Origin of the sequence: Oceaniradius stylonematis (assembly GCF_003149475.2) — a bacterium.
Lineage (GTDB): Bacteria > Pseudomonadota > Alphaproteobacteria > Rhizobiales > Rhizobiaceae > Roseitalea > Roseitalea stylonematis.
The window spans coordinates 17,279-35,600 of record NZ_QFWV02000009.1 but is presented as its reverse complement, the minus strand read 5'-3'; the positions used below and the strand labels follow the sequence as shown (position 1 = coordinate 35,600).

The window sequence follows — 18,322 nt, the reverse complement described above, 5'->3', positions numbered from 1 at the left end:
TCAGTCTCCCGTCCGCTTGCGGTAGATCGTGTCGATCAGGACGGCGACGACGAGAACCGTGCCGACGACGATGTTCTGGAACGGCGCATCGACGCCGACCATCGCCATGCCCGATTGCAGCGACTGCATGATGAGCGCACCCAGGATCGCCCCGTAGATCGTGCCGACCCCGCCGGCCAGCGCCGTGCCGCCGATGACGGCGGCGGCGATGACGCGCAACTCGTCCAGCGTGCCGATGTCGTTGGAATGGAACGTCTGGCGCGAGGAGGCGACGACCGCGCTGATCGCGCACAAAATGCCCATCATGATGAACACTTTAACCGTCAAGAGGCGCGTGTTGATGCCCGACAGTTCAGCCGCGTCCGGATTGCCGCCGGTGGCAAAGATGTAACGGCCAAGCCGCGTGCGGTTGGCGATAATCGTCATCGTTACCGCGACCGCGATCAGCAAGAGCACCGAGATCGGCAGCCCGTATCCGGCGGTGAAGCCCTCCGGCAGCACCTCGCCGCGCGCCTCGAACATGCGCTCCAGCCGGCGTTCCGGGATCTGGTAGGCATTGAGGATGGCGATGAAGCCGAGGATCGCGGCGGTCACGAGCGCGCCCAGCGCGATTTCCGCCCACAGCGGTTTGACCGGAAAATCGTGGCTGATCTTGTTGCGCCGCGACTGCCAGATCGCATAGAGCGCCGCCGCTGCGCAGATCAGTCCGAAGACCCAGCTCCAGGTTTCGCCCAGCGTGCCGCCAATGCCGCCGAAGAGCTGGAAATTGCCGTCGAGCGGGCCGATCGTCTGCCCGTTGGTCAGATACCAGGCGACGTTGCGCCAGACAAGAAGCCCGCCCAGCGTGACGATGAAGGCCGGAATGCCCAGATAGCCGATCAGCCAGCCGTGGAAGGCGCCGATGACGATCCCGGTTCCGAGCCCGACGACGATCGCGGCCGGCGCCGTCAGCGGGTGGTTGAGGCCGAGCCCCAGCCATTCCGGCGTCACCAGCGTCTGGGTCATCGCCATCATCGCCGAACAGGTCGCCAGCAGCGAGCCGACCGACAGGTCGATGTGCCGCGTGACGATGACGAACACCATGCCGGTCGCCATGATGCCGACGGAGACGGTCTGGATGGTCAGGTTGAAGATGTTGCGCGGCGTCAGAAACCGCCCGTCGGTCAGGAAATGGAACACCAGGCACAGCGCGATGAATGCGCCGATCATGCCCAGAAGACGGGTGTCGATCTCAAGCGTCCGCGCAAGATTGCGCATGCCGGGCGCGGCTTTCGGCAGGGCGGGGCTGTCGCTCACGGCCTAACTCCGGAAATGAGGGCGCCCTCCCCCGCGCATCGGCGCGCGGGAGAGAGCGGGTGTCAGGCTGCGATCAGTTGCAGGGAGCGGGACCGCCGGTCACGCCCTGACAGAGCGTTTCCTGGTCGATCCAGCCCGCATCGACGACCACCGTCAGATTGTCGGCGGTGACCGGAACCGGCTCGAGGAACCGGGCGGTCATCTCGGTGCCGGCGGGCGATGTCCACGCCGCCGCGCCCTCGATGTCGCCCATCGCGGTGCCGTTGGCCATGGCAACGGCGATCTCGCCGGCCGCGCGGCCCAGATCGCGCGCATCCTTCCAGACCGATACCGTCTGGGTACCGAGCGCGACGCGGTTCAGCGCCGCATGGTCGCCGTCCTGGCCGGAGACGGGAATGCCCTCCATGCCCTGTGCGGTGAGCGCGGCAACGACGCCGCCGGCGGTTCCGTCATTGGAGGCGACGACCGCATCGACATTGTTGTCGTTGGCAGTCAGGATCTGCTCCATGTTGCGCTGGGCGTTGGCCGGAAGCCAGCCGTCCGTATAGGCCTCGCCGACAATGGTGATGTCGCCGGCATCGATGGCTTCCTGCAGCACCTCCTGCTGGCCGCCGCGCAGGAAGTCTGCGTTCGGGTCCTGCGCCGAGCCCTTGATCATGACATAGTTGCCGGTGGGCTGCGCGGCGAAAACGGCGCGCGCCTGCATCCGCCCGACCTCGATATTGTCGAAGGTCAGGTAGAAAGCGCGCGCATCCTCGATCAGCCGGTCATAGCCGACCACGGGAATCCCTTCGTCGGCAGCCGCCTGCACGGCGGGCCCGATCGCCTGGGCGTCCTGAGCCAGGATGATCAGCGCATCGACGCCCTGCGCAATCAGGCTTTCAATGTCCGACAATTGCTTGGCGGACGATGATTGGGCGTCCGCCGACACATATTCGGCGCCCGCTTCCTCAAGCGCGGCCTTGATCGCCGCTTCGTCCGTTTTCCAGCGTTCTTCCTGGAAATTCGACCAGCTCACGCCGACGGTAACGCTGTCCTGGGCCAGGGCGGTTGAAGACAGTCCCACAGCCAAGGCGGCCGCAAGCACGATTGCTTTACGCATGATGATTTCCTCCCGTATGTGCGCCTCCTCCGGCGCGGCGACCGTAAGGCCGTACGACACCATCGCATATTAAATTCAATTGTCAAAATTAATTTGACGCCTTTCGCTGAAAAAGACTACCCTCGGCTTGGGAGGAAGCGCCGACATGGCGTGTTTCAACGCGATCCCGGTCGCCGGAACGCCATTATTTATGTCGGCGCCTGAAGAAAATGGCCGTTGACGTCCTTTTGCGCAGGGATTTGCCAAATCTCGCACCGACCGGATGCGGCCCGCTGACGCCGCCCCTGTCCAGTTCGATCAAGCCGTTGCGCCAGCAGGTCTTCGAGGCAATCCGTGCGGCCGGCTCGATCGCGCGCGTCGATGTGGCCCGCAAGGTCGGCATAAGCCCGGGCTCGGTCACCGCAATCACGTCCGAGCTGATCGACACCGGCCTGATCCGCGAGACCGGCTCGCCGCAACGCGACGCCGAAAGCGGACGCGGACGGCCACCCGTGGCGCTCAGCGTGCGGCCCGGGGCCCGCTTTGTCGCCGGCATCAAACTGTCCTCGCCCAGCCATTCCGCGGTGATCGTCGACTTTGCCGGCAACCGGATCGGTGAGGCCAGCGCGCCCCGCGCCCATGCGCGTCATTCGACCGCCGACATCCTCACCGAAACCGCCGACATGCTCGACGCGGCGCTCCGGGCCGCCCGCCTCGGTCGCGACGACCTGGCCGCCGTCGGCCTTGGCGTGCCCGGCTTCGTCGACGCCGACCGCGGCCGCATCCAATGGTCGCCCATCATGGCCGACACCGATGTGCCGCTGGCCGAAATGGTGGCCGAGCGGATCGGCAAGCCGGTTTCTGTCGACAATGACGCCAACCTCTTGACCATGGCCGAACTCTGGTTCGGCGCCGGACGCGCCCTGCCCGACTTTGCCGTCGTCACCATCGAGCACGGCGTCGGCATGGGGCTGGTCGTCAATCACGAGATCTATCGCGGCGCCGGCGGCATGGGCATGGAGCTTGGCCACACCAAGGTGCATCTGGACGGCGCGCTGTGCCGCTGCGGCCAGCGCGGCTGCCTTGAAGCCTATGTCGCCGACTATGCGCTGGTGCGCGAGGCATCGACCGCGCTCAACTGGACCAGCGCCGAGCGCGAACCGCAGATCATCCTCGAAAGCCTGTTCAGCCACGCCAAGGCCGGCAACGCCGCCGCGCGCTCGATCTTCCATCGCGCCGGGCGCTTCCTCGCGCTGGGGCTCGCCAATGTCGTCACGCTTTTCGATCCCGGTCTGATCATCCTTTCGGGCGCGCGCATGCGCTACGACTATCTTTATGCGCGCGACGTGCTCGCCGAGATGACCAGTCTCTCGCCGGCGACCCATGCCAAGGGCCCGCGCGTTGAAACCCATGCCTGGGGTGACATGATCTGGGCGCAAGGCGCGGCCGCTTTGGCGCTCGCCGCCGTGACGGACGATCTTCTCGGCGCGCAGACAACCGGAAAATGAGGCGGGCGATCCTCCTCATCGCCTTGCTCGCCCATGCCGCGCCGGCGCACGCCAATGGCGATCATCCGGTCTTTGTCGACCGCTCCGCCGATCTGCCGGTCCAGCACATCTATGCGGGCGGATGGGAGCACTTCGTCGGCGGCGGCGTGGCGGTCTTCGACTGCAATGGCGATGCCAGACCCGACGCCTATGCTGCAGGCGGCGAAAACCCGGCACGGCTTTTCGTCAACGTCAGCGAAGCGCCGGGCGCGCCGGTCCGGTTCGAACGCGGCGCCGGCCTGCCCGAACTCACCGGCGTTACCGGCGCCTACCCGCTCGACATCGACAGCGACGGCCATATGGACCTGGTCGTCCTGCGGGTCGGCCCGAACGTGATCCTGAAGGGCGGAGCAGATTGCCGCTTCACCGATGCAACCGCTCAATGGGCCCTGGCGCCGGGCAATGGCTGGTCGACGTCCTTTTCCGCCACATGGGAAGACGGGCAGCACTGGCCGACCCTGGCGGTCGGCAATTATGTCGACCGTGCCGATCCCGAAGGCCCGTTCGAAGCGTGCGATGCCAACGAACTGCACCGGCCGGCCGGCCGCCGCTTTGCTCCGCCGATCCGCATCGAGCCCGGCTTTTGTGCGCTGTCCATGCTGATTTCCGACGAACGGCGCCTGGGCAGGCCCTTTCTGCGCATCTCCAACGATCGCCATTACTATGTCCGCGGCGGATCGGAGCAGAAGCTCGATCTCGAGACGTTGCGCTTCCTCGATGAAACCGACGGTTGGCCGAACGTGTCCTTGTGGGGCATGGGGATCGCCGCGCGCGACCTGACCGGCGACGGCCGCGCCGAAGTGATGTCCACGTCGATGGGCGACCAGCTCCTGCAGATCGCAACCGACACGGGCTATGAAGCAGCACCCTTCGAGATGGGCTCCTACGCGCACCGCCCGTTCATCGGCGACGACGGACGCCCGTCGACGGGGTGGCATGCCGAATTCGGCGATGTCGACAATGACGGCCGCGACGATCTGTTCATCGCCAAGGGCAATGTCGACCAGATGCCCTCCAATGCGATCGAAGACCCCAACAATCTGCTGGTCCGGCAACCGGACGGCTCGTTTGCCGAAACCGCCCATCTGGCCGGCGTCGCCACGACCGACCGCGCTCGCGGCGCCGCGCTCGCCGACCTGAACGCCGACGGGAAACTGGACCTGATCGTCGTCAACCGCCGCGCGCCGCTGGAGGTGCATGAAAACGCAACGCCCCACGCGGGCAATTGGCTGATGGTCGATGTCCGCCAATCGGGCAGCAATATCAACGCGGTGGGCGCAATCGTTGAATCGCGGATCGATGGCCGCATTCACACGCGCGAGATCACCATCGGCGGCGGCCATGCCGGCGGATCGGCCCTGCCTCAGCATTTCGGCCTCGGCGACGCCGAGACGGCGGAGATCCGCGTGATCTGGCCGGATGGAACGATGACCGAATGGCGAACGCTCGCCGCCGGCCGCATCTGGACCATCACGCGCGACGATTGAGCAACGTTCCGCTCAATCTCGCTGGCGTTCGACCTCCAGCCCGCTCGGCACAGCGTCGGGAATGCCGAACCGGCCCTTGGCGGCGGCTTGGTCCGTCAGCGTTCCGAGGAACGCCACGAGCGCGGCAATGTCCGCATCCGCCAGCGGCACCGGTTCGATCTCCACCGCCTCGGCAATCGCCGTCCGCTCGTCGGCATCGTTCAGAACGGCGAAATCGTCGGCGCCTTGCAGCGTGGCAAGCACGGCCTGACCGGGATCATAGGCGGCAAGGCCTGCCGCCGGATCGACATGATGGCGCAAAAACGCGTCCAGTTCTCCAAAAGCCCCGGCATGGCCGTAGGGCGCCGTCAGAGCGACGTTGCGCAGGCTTGGTGTCCGGAACTTGTAGGCGTCGGCGGGGTCGCCCGTCACCCGCATCCGGCCAATGTCGCGCGCATGGGCCTCGAACCGTTCGGCCTTGCCCGGCCCGATCTGCGGCTGCCCCATGGCGTGAAACCCGTGATCGGTCAGGAACGGGCCGGCATGGCACGTCGCGCAGCCCGCTTCGCCATAAAACAGGTCCAATCCCTTGGCCGAAGCGCCGGTCGGTTCCGCCTCACCGCGCAGCATCGCATCGAACGGCGCCTTGTCGGAACGCCACTCGAACGCAATGAAGGCGGCGATGGCGTTCGAGATATCCGTGAATGCGATGGCCCGGCCCGCCCCGATCTCCGGATAGACCGTCTCGAACTGGGTCCGGTACGCATCGATCGCCGCCACGCGCTGCGAAATCCGGTCCCAGGCGCCGCCCTCGCCGGTGATCCGCCCCATGCGGACGGCCAGCGACACCTCGTTCTCGCTGTAGTGGCCAGCCATCTCGTCCTGCGACAGGACCGGAAACATGGTCTGCGCGGACAGGATGTTGGCGAAACCGGCGGTCATCTCGTCTTCGAGCGGCGTGCGCAGGCCCGAGGGCCGTGTCTCGTCCACCTCGATCCGGCCGTCATGGAACAACACCGTGAATTCGCGCGCGCCGAGATTGAACAGCGCCGGCGCGTTTCGCGGAATGCGCTGTTCGGGCGGATTTTCGGGATCGACGCGCCGGTCGGGACCGAGCCCGATGCCGCCCTCTCCCAAGGCCAGCGACACGCCGTCGCCGGTGCCGAAATCGGGATGATGGCACGTCGCGCAGGAGATGTTGCGGTTGCCCGAAAGGACCGGATCCCAGAACAATTGCCAGCCAAGCCGCGCCTCGGCCTCGTCGACCGGCGCGAACATGTCGTCGGTGACAGGCGGCGGCAGGTCGGCGGCAGCGGCGGTCCCGAGCGGCATGCACAGCATCAACATCAACAGCGAGCGGCGCATCCGTTCCTCCCGATCATGCGCTGGCAGACTGCCGCCTCGACATGCGATTTGCAATCGCCGCGACAGCCGTCGCCAAGCAAAGCCGATTTGGCGGTTGACTATGACAGCGCCCCGATGGAGGAACCGGCATGCGGTGCGGCCTTTCGGGACCTCGATGAGATGAACACCTATTCCAACACGCCCTGGGACGCCCTTGAGATAGGCATGGAGGCGTCCGCCAAGCGCCTCTGCCGCGCCGAGGATTTTCTCGTCTACGCGTCTTCTTCGGGCAATCACAATCCGGTTCACCTGCCCAAGGGAGACCATGACGGCGACGGCGAGGCCGATGAGCCGATCGCTCCCTCCATGTGGGTGGCTTCGCTGATATCGGCGGTGCTCGGCAACCAGTTGCCCGGCCCGGGAACGCTCTACAAAGGCCAGAATTTGCGCTTTCTGGGCCGCGCCCATGCCGGCGACGAACTGACCGTCACGATCCGGCTAGCCAAGAAGAAACCCGAACGCCTGGCAGTCTTCGCGACAACGGTGACCAAGGCGGACGGCGCGCCGATCGTCGAGGGCGAGGCGACGGTCATCGCGCCGAAGACGAAACTGAGTTTCGCCGCCGACGACCTGCCCGGCCTGACCGTGCAGCGGCACGTCCATTTCGACAGGCTGCTTGAGCTGGCCGAACCGCTGCCCGCTCTGCCCACCGCCGTTGTCTGCCCCGACGATCCCAAGTCGCTTGGCGGGGCGCTGCTGGCCGCCGAACACACTCTGATCGTGCCGATCCTCGTCGGCGACGAGAAGAAGATCCGCGAAACGGGCGTCGAAATGGGCGTCGATCTGCACCCGTTCGAGATCATCGACGCGCCGACCGATTCGGTCGCGGCGGCCCGTGCCGTCCAGCTCGTCCACGAGGGCCGTGCCGGCGCTGTCATGAAGGGCCATCTGCACACGGACGACCTTCTGCGCGCCATCGTCAAATCCGACGGCGGCCTGCGAACAAGGCGGCGCCTCAGCCACGTCTTCTGCATGGATGTGCCCGGCCTCGATCATCTGCTGATGATCACCGATGCGGCCATCAACATCGCGCCGGAACTGCATGAGAAGGTCGACATCATCCAGAACGCGATCGATCTGGGCCGCGCGCTGGGCGTCGAGGTGCCAAAGGTCGCCGTCCTGTCGGCGGTCGAAACGGTCAATCCCAAGCTGCCATCGACCATCGAGGCGGCCGCGCTCGCCAAGATGGCCGACCGTGGCCAGATCCGGGGCGGAATCGTCGACGGTCCGCTCGCCATGGACAATGCGGTGGACGAGGATGCGGCGCGCACCAAGGGCATCCGCTCGCTGGTCGCCGGCCACGCCGACATTCTGATGGCGCCGAACCTGGAATCGGCCAACATGATCGCCAAGCAGCTGACGTTTCTGGCCCATGCCGAGGCGGGCGGCCTCGTGCTCGGCGCCAAGTGCCCGGTGATCCTGTCGAGCCGCGCCGATGACGACAAGGCACGGCTTGCCTCCTGCGCGGTCGCCGCGCTCTACCACCAATGGCAACTGAACCAGTAGGCACACCATGTCGGACGCGGCGATCCTGACGCTCAATGCGGGCTCGTCCTCGGTCAAGTTCGCGGTCTATGCGCAGGGCGATGGACCGGCGCTCCGCGCATCGGGACAAGTGGAGAATCTGTCGCCCACCCAGCAGACAAGGCTGATCGTCGAACGCGGTGGGGACAAGCAGGTTGTCGGTATCGAGGCCAACGACCATGCCGGCGCGCTTTCCGCGATTCTCGGTCGGGCGGACGTCCTGTTCGGTGGTTCGACCGTTGCCGGCGTCGGCCACCGTGTCGTCCATGGCGGCACTGACTTTGTCGCCCCCACTGAACTGACGCCGGAGGTCATCGGCAAGCTGCGCACGCTCGAGCCGCTCGCCCCCCTGCACCAGCCGCACAATCTCGACTGCGTCGAGGCGGCCATCGCCGCCTTTCCGGACGCCGTCCAGATCGCCTGTTTCGACACGGCGTTCCATCGCACCCATCCGTTCGTCAACGACACGTTCGCCCTGCCCCGCAAATGGTTCGACGAAGGCGTGCGGCGATATGGCTTCCACGGCCTGTCCTATGAGTACATCGCCTCGGAAATCGCTCGCACCGAGCCGGACCTTGCGCGCGGACGCGTCGTGATCGCCCATCTTGGCAATGGCGCCTCCATGTGCGCGGTGCGCGACGGCCTAAGCGTCGGATCGACCATGGGCTTCACCGCGCTCGACGGTCTGCCCATGGGCACGCGCTGCGGCCAGATCGATCCGGGCGTGCTGCTCTACATGATGCAGCATCACGGCATGGACGCCGATCAGATCGCCAACCTTCTCTATCGGGAAAGCGGTCTCAAGGGCCTGTCCGGCCTGACGCATGACATGCGCACGCTGGAACAAAGCGACGATCCGCACGCCCGCGAGGCGATCGACTATTTCGTCTTCCGCATCCGCCGTGAACTGGGCGGCATGAGCGCGGTGCTCGGCGGGCTCGACGCGCTGATCTTCACCGGCGGCATCGGCGAGAACTCGGCACGCATCAGGCGCGAGGTCTGCGCGGGTATGGAATGGCTCGGCATCGCGGTCGACGAGGACAATAACGCCGACAACGCCCGCGACATCGGCACCGGCCGGGTCCGCGTCATGGTGGTTCCGACCAATGAGGAACTGGTGATGGCCCGCGCCGTCGGCGCCGCGCTGTCAGGCGCTCACTGAACCGAGCGGAACCATTCGACAATCGCGCGGCGCTCTTCATCCTCCATGAAGGACACGTTCGCCGGCGGCATAGCGTGCGTGACGCCCGACTGGATGTAGATGTCGCGCGCATGCGCGGCGATCTGCGCATGCGTTTCGAGCCGCACGCCGTTGGGCGGGAAGACGATGCCGTCCCAGAATGGCTCGGTGGCATGGCACATCGAGCAGCGTCCCTGCACGATCGATGCGACCTCCTCAAAGCCCTCGGTCGCCATGATCCGCTCCTGATAGGGCGTGGCCCTGGCGTCCTCTGGGTTGGCCGGATCGTCCGAAAAGAGCGGCCAGGTCGAAATCGCCATGATGAGAACGAACAGGATCGCCGTCGCCAGCCACGTCCAGGTCGGGTTGCCGGCGCGCGCATGACGCGTGTTGAAATAGTGCCGGATCGTCACGCCCATCAGGAACACCAGCGCCGCGATCAGCCAGTTGTATTCGCTCGCAAACGCCAGCGGATAATGGATCGACAGCATGAAGAAGATCACCGGCAGGGTGAGGTAGTTGTTGTGCGTCGAGCGCAGCTTGGCGATCTTGCCGTATTTGGCGTCGGGTGTGCGGCCGGCCTTGAGATCCGCGACGACGATTTTCTGGTTGGGAATGATGATCAGGAACACGTTCGCCGTCATGATCGTGGCGGTGAAGGCGCCAAGGTGCAAAAGCGCCGCCCGTCCCGAAAACACCTGCGTGTAGCCCCAGGCCATGACCACGAGCAGCACGAAAAGGAGCAGCATCAGGACGGTCGGCGTCTCGCCGAGCGGCGACTTGCAGAGCTGGTCGTAGACGATCCAGCCGAACGCCAGCGACGCCAGCGAGATGGCGATGGCGAACGGGATCGAAATGTCGGCAACGTTCGGATCGACCAGATAGAGATCGGCGCCCAGATAATAGACGAGGACGAGCATGGCGAAGCCCGAAAGCCAGGTGGCGTAGCTCTCCCATTTGAACCAGGTCAAATGCTCGGGCATCGCCTCGGGCGCGACGAGATATTTCTGGATGTGGTAGAAGCCGCCGCCATGGACCTGCCATTCCTCGCCATCGGCCGGGCCTTCGATATCCCGGTTCAGACCCAGGTCGAGCGCGATGAAATAGAAGGACGAGCCGATCCAGGCGATGGCCGTGATGACATGCAGCCAGCGCACGGCGAACTCGGCCCATTCCATGAAGACGGCGAGATCATACATCGGTTCGGCCCTTCGCCCCGCTAGCTGCCCCGATAGGTCGAATAGCCATAGGGCGAAACCAGAAGCGGCACGTGATAGTGGGCCTCGCCGTCGCTGATGCCGAAGCGGATCGGCACCTGGTCGAGAAACAGCGGCTCGTCGCCGGCAAGCCCGTTGGCGCGCAGATAGTCGCCCGCATGAAAGACCAGCTCGTACTGGCCGGCCTTGAACGTGCCCGCCGGCAGGATGGGGCCATCGGTGCGCCCGTCATCATTGGTCACCGCCTCGGCGATCTTTGTGTGCGAATTGCCCGACACCCGATAGAGCTGGATCGCCATGCCCGCCGCCGGCACGCCGCGTGCCGTGTCCAGCACATGGGTCGTCAGAAATCCGCCTTCGGCCATCGCGCTCGCTCTCCCCGCATGCTTGTCTGATCGGCCGAAAATCGGCATGACAAGTCCATGCACCATCTGACAGCATCCCGCGCGCTTGTGAAGTCCGGCGCGCCACACAGGAGCCGGCGGCCATGAACCGCTACCCCCGCGACATGCACGGCCACGGCCAGACCCCGCCCGACCCGAAATGGCCGGGCGGCGCCAAGATCGCCGTCCAGTTCGTCGTCAATTATGAGGAAGGCGGCGAAAACTCCCTTCTCCATGGCGACGAGGCTTCCGAAGCCTTCCTGTCGGAGATTGTCGGCGCCGCCGCCTGGCCGGGTCAGCGCCACTGGAACATGGAGACGATCTACGAATATGGCGCGCGCGCCGGCTTCTGGCGCTTGCACCGGCTGTTCGTGCAGGCCGGTGTTCCGGTGACCGTCTATGGCGTCGCAACAGCCCTCGCCCGGTCTCCCGCGCAGGTCCGCGCCATGCAGCAAGCGGACTGGGAAATCGCGTCGCACGGCCTCAAATGGATTGAGTACAAGGATTTCTCCCCCGATCAGGAAAAGCACCACATGGAGGAGGCGATCCGCGTCCACCGCGAGGTGACGGGAGAGCGTCCCCATGGCTGGTACACGGGCCGCTGCTCGGTCAACACGGTCGATCTGGCCGCACAGGAAGGCGGTTTTGCCTATGTGGCCGACTCTTACGCCGACGATCTGCCCTACTGGCACCATTATGACGGGCACGACCAGCTCATCGTGCCCTACACGCTGGACGCCAACGACATGCGGTTCGCAACGCCGCAGGGCTTCAATGCGGGCGACCAGTTCTTCGCCTATCTGAAGGACACGTTCGACACTCTTTATGCCGAGGGCGAACAGGGCCAGGCCAGGATGATGTCGGTCGGCCTTCATTGCCGGCTCGCCGGCCGGCCCGGCCGGGCGATGGCACTCAAGCGTTTCATCGACTACGCGCAATCGAAATCCGGCGTCTGGTTCGCCCGGCGCATCGACATCGCCAACCATTGGCGCGCCCTTTTTCCGCCCGAGCATCGCGCCAAGCCCTCGCGGCTCGACAAGTCCGAATTCATCGAGGCGTTCGGCGGCATCTTCGAGCACTCGCCCTGGATCGCCGAGCGCGCTTTCAACGACGAACTCGGCCCGGCCAACGACACCGCCATCGGCCTGCATGCCGCGCTCGCCCGGCAGTTTCGTGCCGCCTCCCATGACGAACGTCTTGGCGTCCTGAAAGCGCACCCCGATCTCGCCGGCAAGCTCGCTGCCGCCAAGCGGCTAACCGCCGATTCCACCGCAGAACAGGCCTCGGCGGGTCTCGACGCCCTGACCGACCGGGAACGCGCCCGGTTCGAGGCGCTGAACCTTGCCTACACGGAAAAGTTCGGTTTTCCGTTCATCATCGCGGTACGCGACCACGACAAGGCGTCGATCCTGCAAGCGTTTCAGCAACGGCTTGAAAACAGCGCCGAACAGGAATTTGCCGAAGCCTGCCGGCAGGTCGAACGGATCGCCCTGCTTCGCCTGGGCGAAATACTGCCCCACGGCGGCGACCTGTCGGGTTAGAGCCGTTCGTCTTTAGCTGCCTTTGTCGGCCCGACCTGCGCCAGCGCCGTTGTCGGCGGGGGCTGGCGCAGCATGACCGGCCTTTTCCCATGGCGAAACGGCAAGCAATCCCTCGGCCTGCCGAACGGCGTCGAGCGCGTCCAGCGCGACGATATCGGCGCCCGCAGCCCGGTAGCGATCAGGACTTGCACTGACGGCAACGCCGCCGAGACAAATCCTGACGTCGCGGCGGGCGGAGGCCTGCCGGGTCCGGGCGACCATGTCGGTGGGATCGCACGCATCGTCGCGCGCAAAGGCAATGGCCACGAAAGGAAAGTCGCCGGCCTGCAGCGTATCGTAATAGTCGGCGCCCGGCCGGAGATCGGCGCCGCCATCGACGTTCCATCCCGCGTCCTGGAAGAAGGCTTCGGCCATCGAAAAGCCCAGCGTGTGCTGATCCCCGCCGGTGTTGGCCAGCAGGATGCGCCGGCGCCCGTCTTCGTGCCAGGGCGTCCGGCCGGCCATGCGCCGCGTCACGAGCTGATTGCACATCAGCCGCAGCCGCGTCGACACGATCTCGACCCTGACGAAGTCGACCTCGTCCTCACACCAAAGATCGCCAAGCTTGGCCGCAACGGGGCGCACGATTGTCTTGTAGAAGGCCGAAAGGCTGACGCCGCTGTCCAGCAGCGTCGGCACGACTGAATCGAGAAAGGCCTGATCGGAAACAAGGAAAGCCTCAAGGACCGTCTCGGGATCGAGCCGGCCAACGCGGTCATCATCGCCGCCAGAAGGCGCCGCGACCTCGCCCACCTGCGCGGCCACATGGCGTTTGATGGCACGCTCGAGCAATTGTGTATCCAGTCGACNCCACTGGGTCGTCCGGTGTCTGCCGGCGCCCTGACATTTTGCCTCCTCAGCGGCGGAAAAGACCGCACGCTCGAAAACATCTTATGATGAAATTTGACGGGAGACGAGAGAGCCGGCGAGCAACATGCGACAAAATCGTCCTTGTGGACATCATGCCCTCGGGGAAAGTGGAAACGCCGGCTCGTGACGGCGGTAAACGGCGCATAAACAAGGCGTTGTGTCCGGCTTCCGCCGGGGGATCGCCACCGCGGAACACGTCATCTGCGGTCCGGCCGGCCACCTTTGGAAGCAACATCGCGGCATTAGACATCAGTCTAATGCCGCGATGTTCAGCCATTGCGTGCGCTGCAAAAAGAAAAGACCCGCCGGACAGGAGCCGGCGGGTCGATATCCGGTCGCTGCGGAATCTATTCGGTGGCCGCTTCGCCTTCGGCCGCTTCGGCTTCTTCGGCCGCTTCGCCTTCTTCGGACATCTCGGAGAACTGCGCCAGATAGGCGATCACGTTGGCGATTTCCTCTTCGCTCTTCAGGCCGACAAACGCCATGCGGTTGCCCCGCACATAGCCGCGCGGATCGGCCAGATAGGCGGCGATCGTTTCCTCGTCCCAGACCGCGCCGCTNGACCAGGTGCGGCCCGACCTTGTTGCGCTCTTCCTCGACATTATGGCAGGTGCTGCATGTGCGGAACACCTGCTCACCGGCCGCCGGATCGCCGTCGATGGCGTGCGCCGATGTGGATACGAGCACGGCGCCCGCCGCGAAAAGAAATGTCTTAAGCGATTTCACGTGGTTTCCTCCGGTTAAAATCCCTTCGCGGCTACACCTAGCACCCCAATGAGACGCGTCAACAGCTTGCAGGTGTGACCGCGGCGGTTGTGGCGCAATTTCGCGCCAACCCGTTAACGCGCTACAACTTTAGTTGGTTTCACCGGCGGGAAAAACGTCGTGGAAATCGACGACTTGCCATGCCAGAATGTCAATTGAAATTGACACTTGGAAGCCAGATCGGGGAGCAACTCATGTCGGCACCATTTCCCTTTGCCGCGATCGTCGGCCAGGAGGAGATGAAGCAGGCCCTTCTGATGGCCGCAGTCGACCCGCTCCTGGGCGGTGTTCTGGTGTTCGGCGACCGGGGAACGGGCAAATCGACCGCGGTGCGCGCCCTGGCCGCGCTTCTGCCGAAGATCGAACTGCGCGAAGGCTGCCGCTACAATTGCCAGCCGGACAAGCCGGTCGACATATGTCCTGCGTGTACCGGCGACAAGCCGCCCCGCGTCCGCACCGAACCGGCCCCGGTCATCGATCTGCCGCTCGGCGCCACCGAGGATCGCGTGTGCGGCGCACTCGATCTGGAGCGTGCGCTGGTCTCTGGCGAAAAGGCGTTCGAGCCGGGGCTGCTGGCGCGCGCCAATCGCGGCTTTCTCTATATCGACGAAGTCAATCTGCTCGAAGACCATCTGGTCGACCTCCTGCTGGATGTCGCGGCGTCGGGCGTCAACCTTGTCGAACGCGAGGGCCTTTCGGTGCGCCATCCCGCCCGTTTCGTGCTGATCGGTTCGGGCAATCCGGAAGAGGGCGAACTCAGACCCCAATTGCTGGACCGGTTCGGCCTGTCGGTCGATGTCGCCTCGCCCGATACGCTCAAGGAGCGGGTCGAGGTGGTGCGCCGCCGTGAAGCCTATGAGCGCGACCGGGACGGGTTTGTCCGCGCATGGAGCCGCAAGGACGCAGCCGTCCGGCGCAAGGTCGCAAAGGCACAAGCCATGCTCGACCAGGTGGAGACGCCGGACGCCGTCCTCGAACTGGCCGCCAACATATGCCTGCGTCTCGGCGTTGACGGACTGCGCGGCGAACTCACCCTGATGCGGGCCGCCCGCGCCCGCGCCGCCCTCGCCGGCCGCAATGAGGTGACAAAGGTCGATCTGGTGGCCATCGCGCCCATGGCCCTGCGGCACCGGCTGCGCCGCGACCCGCTCGACGAGGCGGGCTCGGCGGTCCGGGTCGAGCGCGCCGTCGGCGAGGTGGCCAATGGCGCCGCCGGCCATGCTTGAAAGCGGCCCGGCGGATTTCCCGGCACCGGCGGCCGAGCCTGCGCCTTCGGCCGACCATTCCAGCGCCGGCGATCCGGCCTGGGCCGACGCGCTGTGCGCGGCGCGGATTTTTGCCGCGGCGCCGGCGGCACTGGGCGGCATCCACGTTATCGCCCGCGCCTCGCCCGTCCGGGACCGGTGGCAGGAGGCGGCGCGCGCCATGCTGCCGGCGACCAGGCCGGTCAAGCGTATCACGCCCGCCGTGTCGGCCGGCCGCCTGACCGGCGGCATCGACATTGCCGCGACACTGGCCGGCGGCACGCCCGTGCACGAAGCCGGTCTGCTCGAGACGCTCTGGGGCGGTTGCCTGATCGTCGCCATGGCCGAACGGCTCGCGCCAGGCACCGCCGGCATCATCGCCCGCGCCCATGACGCGACATCGGGCTTCGGCATCGTCGCGCTCGATGAAAGCGACGGCGACGAGGATCATGCGCTGCCCGGTGCCGTCGCCGACCGGCTGGGATTGCGCGTCCGTCTCGACGGCATCGCGATCGGCGACGCGACGATCGAACGGCAAACGCCTCAGCCGCCGGACGAAAGCGCAGTCCAGGCCGTCACCATCGCCGACCCGCTGGCCGAGACGATCGTTGCGGTCGCCGCCATGCTGCGCGGCGCATCGATGCGCGCGCCTGCCCAGGCCATGCTGGCCGCCCGCATTCTTGCCGCGTCCGCCGGCCGTTCCGAAGCCTCGCCGGACGATGTCGCAACGGCGCTGCGGCTCACCTGCGGCGCGATGATCGAGGCGCCGGCGGATCAGGCGGACGGCAGCAGCGCGGACAACGACGCCGGAAACGACACCCCTCCGAGGGATGAGCGGCGCCCCGACCGGCCCGATGCCCCCGAAAAGGACAGCGAGACCGAAACCGCCTTCGACCCCGAACAGCTCAAGGACCTTGCCATCGCCGCCACGCGAGGCGCCAAGCTCGATCTGGCCCTGTTCCACCAGGCCAACATGACGCGCACCCGCGCGCAGAGCGCGGCGGGCAAGTCGGGCGCGGTGCGCCAGGGCGCCCGGCGGGGCCGGCCGGCGGGCCTGGTCACCCGGCCGCCCTTTCCCGGAGCCCGGCCCAACGTCGTCGCCACGCTTCGAAGCGCCGCGCCCTGGCAGATGATCCGCCGCAAGGCGCGCGGCCTGCCCGCCTGGACACCCGGGGAACCGCTCTGCGTGCGACCGTCCGACTTCCGCTATGTCCGCTACGCCCACAACACCGAGTCCACTGCGATTTTTGCGGTCGACGCATCGGGCTCGACCGCCCTCGAAAGGCTCGGCGAGGCCAAGGGCTGCGTCGAACTGCTTCTGGCCGATTGCTATGTCCGCCGCGACCAGGTCGCGCTGGTCGCCTTCCGCGGCGAAGGCGCCGACGTGCTGCTGGAGCCGACCCGTTCGCTCGTCAGGGCCAAGCGGTCGCTGACCGCCCTGCCCGGCGGCGGCCCGACCCCGCTTGCCGCCGGCCTTTGCCAGGCACTCGATCTTGCCGATCGCGCCCGGCGGCGCGGCCAGTCGCCGCTGATCGTGCTTTTGACCGACGGCAAGGGCAATGTGGCGCTCGACGGCACGCAGGATCGTCAGGCGGCGCGCGCCGATGCCGAAGAGATGGCCCGGCGTGCGGCCCTGACCGGCATTCGTTCGGTGATCATCGACATTGCCCGGCGGCCGCGCGACAGCGCCCGAACCCTCGCAGAAGCCATGCACGCCGACTATGTCACGCTGCCGCGTGCCGATGCGGGCGCCATGTCCGGCATCGTCTCGAACTATCTGAAGGCGCCGCGCTGATGGCCGCCCCGGCCGACCCCGCCCCGCCCGAGGGCTGGCATGCGGTCGAGGGCCGATGGCCGAACGCCGAGCACAGCCGGTTCGTGCGGGCCGCCGGCCTTGTCTGGCATGTCCAGCGCATGGGCGAGGCCGGCGCTCCCAAATGCCTGCTTGTGCACGGCACGGGCGCATCGACCCATTCGTTCGGCGCGCTGATGCGGCTTTTGGCCGAACGGTTCGACGTGCTCGCGCCCGACCTGCCCGGTCATGGTTTTACCTCCGAGGCGCGCGGCCGCGTCCTCTCCCTGCCCGGCATGGCCGACGCGCTGGCCGGACTGCTCGACACGCTCGATTTCGCGCCCGCCATCGCCGCCGGCCACTCGGCGGGCGCGGCCATTCTCATCGAGATGGCGCTCGGCGGCCGGATCGAACCGGCCGCGCTGATCGGCCTCAACAGCGCGCTCGAACCGATCGAAGGCAATGCCATCTTCTCGCCGCTGGCCAAGGCGCTCTTCGTCAACCCGTTCACCGCCCATACAGTGGCCTTCCAGGCGCGCCACACGCGCCTGCCCCGCCGGCTCCTGGCCAACACCGGATCGGCGCTCGACGAGACGACGATCGGCCACTACGAAACCCTCGTCGGCATGCCGTCCCATGTCGCCGGGGCCTTGGGCATGATGGCCAACTGGAATCTCGAGCCGCTGCAGCGCCGGCTGGCCGACCTGAAGACGCCGACGACGCTCATCGTCAACGAGGACGACCGGATGGTGCCGCCGCGCGTCTCGCGACATGCGGCGACGCTGACAAACTCGGCCACCATCTTGTCCCTGCCGTCGGGCGGGCACCTGGCGCATGAGGCCGCCCCGCACCAGTTTGCTGAAATCATTGAGGAAACGGCGCGTACCGCCGGCCTTCTCGATACCGCCGAGGCGGCGCAATGAGCGCTCTTTCATCCTTCCCCGGCAGTTGCCAAAGCGGCAGCCCGTGTCTT

General features: G+C 66.4%; 14 protein-coding genes. 8 read left to right on the top strand and 6 right to left on the bottom strand.

The window, feature by feature from the left end; all coding sequences use genetic code 11:
* Together DEM25_RS16455 and xylF are read right to left on the bottom strand one after the other, a co-directional pair.
* Positions 1–1,296: a sugar ABC transporter permease gene (locus DEM25_RS16455; protein WP_196780424.1), complete on the bottom strand. Its 1,296-nt coding sequence runs from the start codon at positions 1,294–1,296 to the stop codon at positions 1–3.
* 73 nt (positions 1,297–1,369) lie between these two features.
* Positions 1,370–2,398 (bottom strand): D-xylose ABC transporter substrate-binding protein, encoded by a 1,029-nt coding sequence (xylF, locus tag DEM25_RS16450; RefSeq protein WP_109768475.1) that lies wholly within the window; start codon positions 2,396–2,398, stop codon positions 1,370–1,372.
* A gap of 209 nt (positions 2,399–2,607) precedes the next feature.
* Here xylF and DEM25_RS16445 point away from each other — a divergent pair, with 209 nt between their 5' ends.
* A complete protein-coding gene (locus DEM25_RS16445; protein ID WP_109768438.1) occupies positions 2,608–3,885 on the top strand; it encodes an ROK family transcriptional regulator in 1,278 nt (425 codons plus the stop codon).
* Positions 3,882–5,411 carry a CRTAC1 family protein gene (locus tag DEM25_RS16440; protein WP_109768439.1) on the top strand — a complete coding sequence of 510 codons (1,530 nt, stop codon included), beginning with the start codon at positions 3,882–3,884 and terminating at the stop codon, positions 5,409–5,411. Before DEM25_RS16445 ends, DEM25_RS16440 begins: the two co-directional genes overlap by 4 nt.
* Positions 5,412–5,423: 12 nt before the next feature.
* Here the strand turns inward: DEM25_RS16440 and DEM25_RS16435 are convergent, their stop codons facing one another.
* A complete protein-coding gene (locus tag DEM25_RS16435) occupies positions 5,424–6,755 on the bottom strand; it encodes a cytochrome-c peroxidase (protein WP_109768440.1) in 1,332 nt (443 codons plus the stop codon).
* Between the two features lie 159 nt (positions 6,756–6,914).
* Between DEM25_RS16435 and DEM25_RS16430 the strand changes: the two genes are divergently transcribed.
* Both DEM25_RS16430 and DEM25_RS16425 read left to right on the top strand, forming a co-directional pair.
* Entirely contained in the window at positions 6,915–8,300 is a 1,386-nt protein-coding gene (locus DEM25_RS16430) for a bifunctional enoyl-CoA hydratase/phosphate acetyltransferase (protein ID WP_109768476.1), read from the top strand.
* 7 nt (positions 8,301–8,307) lie between these two features.
* On the top strand, positions 8,308–9,480 hold the full coding sequence (locus tag DEM25_RS16425; RefSeq protein WP_109768441.1) for an acetate/propionate family kinase: 1,173 nt from the start codon (positions 8,308–8,310) through the stop codon (positions 9,478–9,480).
* Here the strand turns inward: DEM25_RS16425 and DEM25_RS16420 are convergent.
* Both DEM25_RS16420 and uraH read right to left on the bottom strand, forming a co-directional pair.
* On the bottom strand, positions 9,474–10,697 hold the full coding sequence (locus DEM25_RS16420; protein ID WP_109768442.1) for a urate hydroxylase PuuD: 1,224 nt from the start codon (positions 10,695–10,697) through the stop codon (positions 9,474–9,476). The two genes, DEM25_RS16425 and DEM25_RS16420, sit on opposite strands and share 7 nt — an antisense overlap.
* Positions 10,698–10,717: 20 nt before the next feature.
* Positions 10,718–11,080, bottom strand: a complete 363-nt coding sequence (uraH, locus tag DEM25_RS16415) for a hydroxyisourate hydrolase (protein ID WP_109768477.1) — start codon at positions 11,078–11,080, stop codon at positions 10,718–10,720.
* 122 nt (positions 11,081–11,202) lie between these two features.
* Here uraH and puuE point away from each other — a divergent pair, with 122 nt between their 5' ends.
* Positions 11,203–12,639, top strand: coding sequence for an allantoinase PuuE (gene puuE, locus DEM25_RS16410; RefSeq protein ID WP_109768443.1), 1,437 nt, complete (start codon positions 11,203–11,205; stop codon positions 12,637–12,639).
* Between the two features lie 12 nt (positions 12,640–12,651).
* Here puuE and DEM25_RS16405 read toward each other — a convergent pair whose 3' ends face one another.
* Positions 12,652–13,470 (bottom strand): cobalamin B12-binding domain-containing protein, encoded by an 819-nt coding sequence (locus DEM25_RS16405; protein WP_147393348.1) that lies wholly within the window; start codon positions 13,468–13,470, stop codon positions 12,652–12,654.
* 1,037 nt (positions 13,471–14,507) lie between these two features.
* Between DEM25_RS16405 and bchI the strand changes: the two genes are divergently transcribed.
* From bchI to bchO, 3 genes are read left to right on the top strand one after another with little or no spacing between them, the layout of a single operon-like run.
* Entirely contained in the window at positions 14,508–15,539 is a 1,032-nt protein-coding gene (bchI, locus tag DEM25_RS16395) for a magnesium chelatase ATPase subunit I (RefSeq protein ID WP_109768446.1), read from the top strand.
* A complete protein-coding gene (locus DEM25_RS16390; protein WP_109768447.1) occupies positions 15,517–17,352 on the top strand; it encodes a VWA domain-containing protein in 1,836 nt (611 codons plus the stop codon). Before bchI ends, DEM25_RS16390 begins: the two co-directional genes overlap by 23 nt.
* A complete protein-coding gene (bchO, locus tag DEM25_RS16385) occupies positions 17,352–18,272 on the top strand; it encodes an alpha/beta fold hydrolase BchO (protein ID WP_109768448.1) in 921 nt (306 codons plus the stop codon). Before DEM25_RS16390 ends, bchO begins: the two co-directional genes overlap by 1 nt.
* Positions 18,273–18,322: the final 50 nt, after the last annotated feature.

Coding starts and splice junctions, on each gene's coding strand:
- DEM25_RS16435 (WP_109768440.1), bottom strand. CDS start 6,755: ATGCGCCGCTCGCTGTTGATGTTGATGCTGTGCATGCCGCTCGGGACC.
- DEM25_RS16425 (WP_109768441.1), top strand. CDS start 8,308: ATGTCGGACGCGGCGATCCTGACGCTCAATGCGGGCTCGTCCTCGGTC.
- DEM25_RS16390 (WP_109768447.1), top strand. CDS start 15,517: ATGGCGCCGCCGGCCATGCTTGAAAGCGGCCCGGCGGATTTCCCGGCA.
- DEM25_RS16430 (WP_109768476.1), top strand. CDS start 6,915: ATGAACACCTATTCCAACACGCCCTGGGACGCCCTTGAGATAGGCATG.
- bchO (WP_109768448.1), top strand. CDS start 17,352: ATGGCCGCCCCGGCCGACCCCGCCCCGCCCGAGGGCTGGCATGCGGTC.
- puuE (WP_109768443.1), top strand. CDS start 11,203: ATGAACCGCTACCCCCGCGACATGCACGGCCACGGCCAGACCCCGCCC.
- DEM25_RS16440 (WP_109768439.1), top strand. CDS start 3,882: ATGAGGCGGGCGATCCTCCTCATCGCCTTGCTCGCCCATGCCGCGCCG.
- DEM25_RS16420 (WP_109768442.1), bottom strand. CDS start 10,697: ATGTATGATCTCGCCGTCTTCATGGAATGGGCCGAGTTCGCCGTGCGC.
- bchI (WP_109768446.1), top strand. CDS start 14,508: ATGTCGGCACCATTTCCCTTTGCCGCGATCGTCGGCCAGGAGGAGATG.
- DEM25_RS16445 (WP_109768438.1), top strand. CDS start 2,608: ATGGCCGTTGACGTCCTTTTGCGCAGGGATTTGCCAAATCTCGCACCG.
- xylF (WP_109768475.1), bottom strand. CDS start 2,398: ATGCGTAAAGCAATCGTGCTTGCGGCCGCCTTGGCTGTGGGACTGTCT.
- uraH (WP_109768477.1), bottom strand. CDS start 11,080: ATGGCCGAAGGCGGATTTCTGACGACCCATGTGCTGGACACGGCACGC.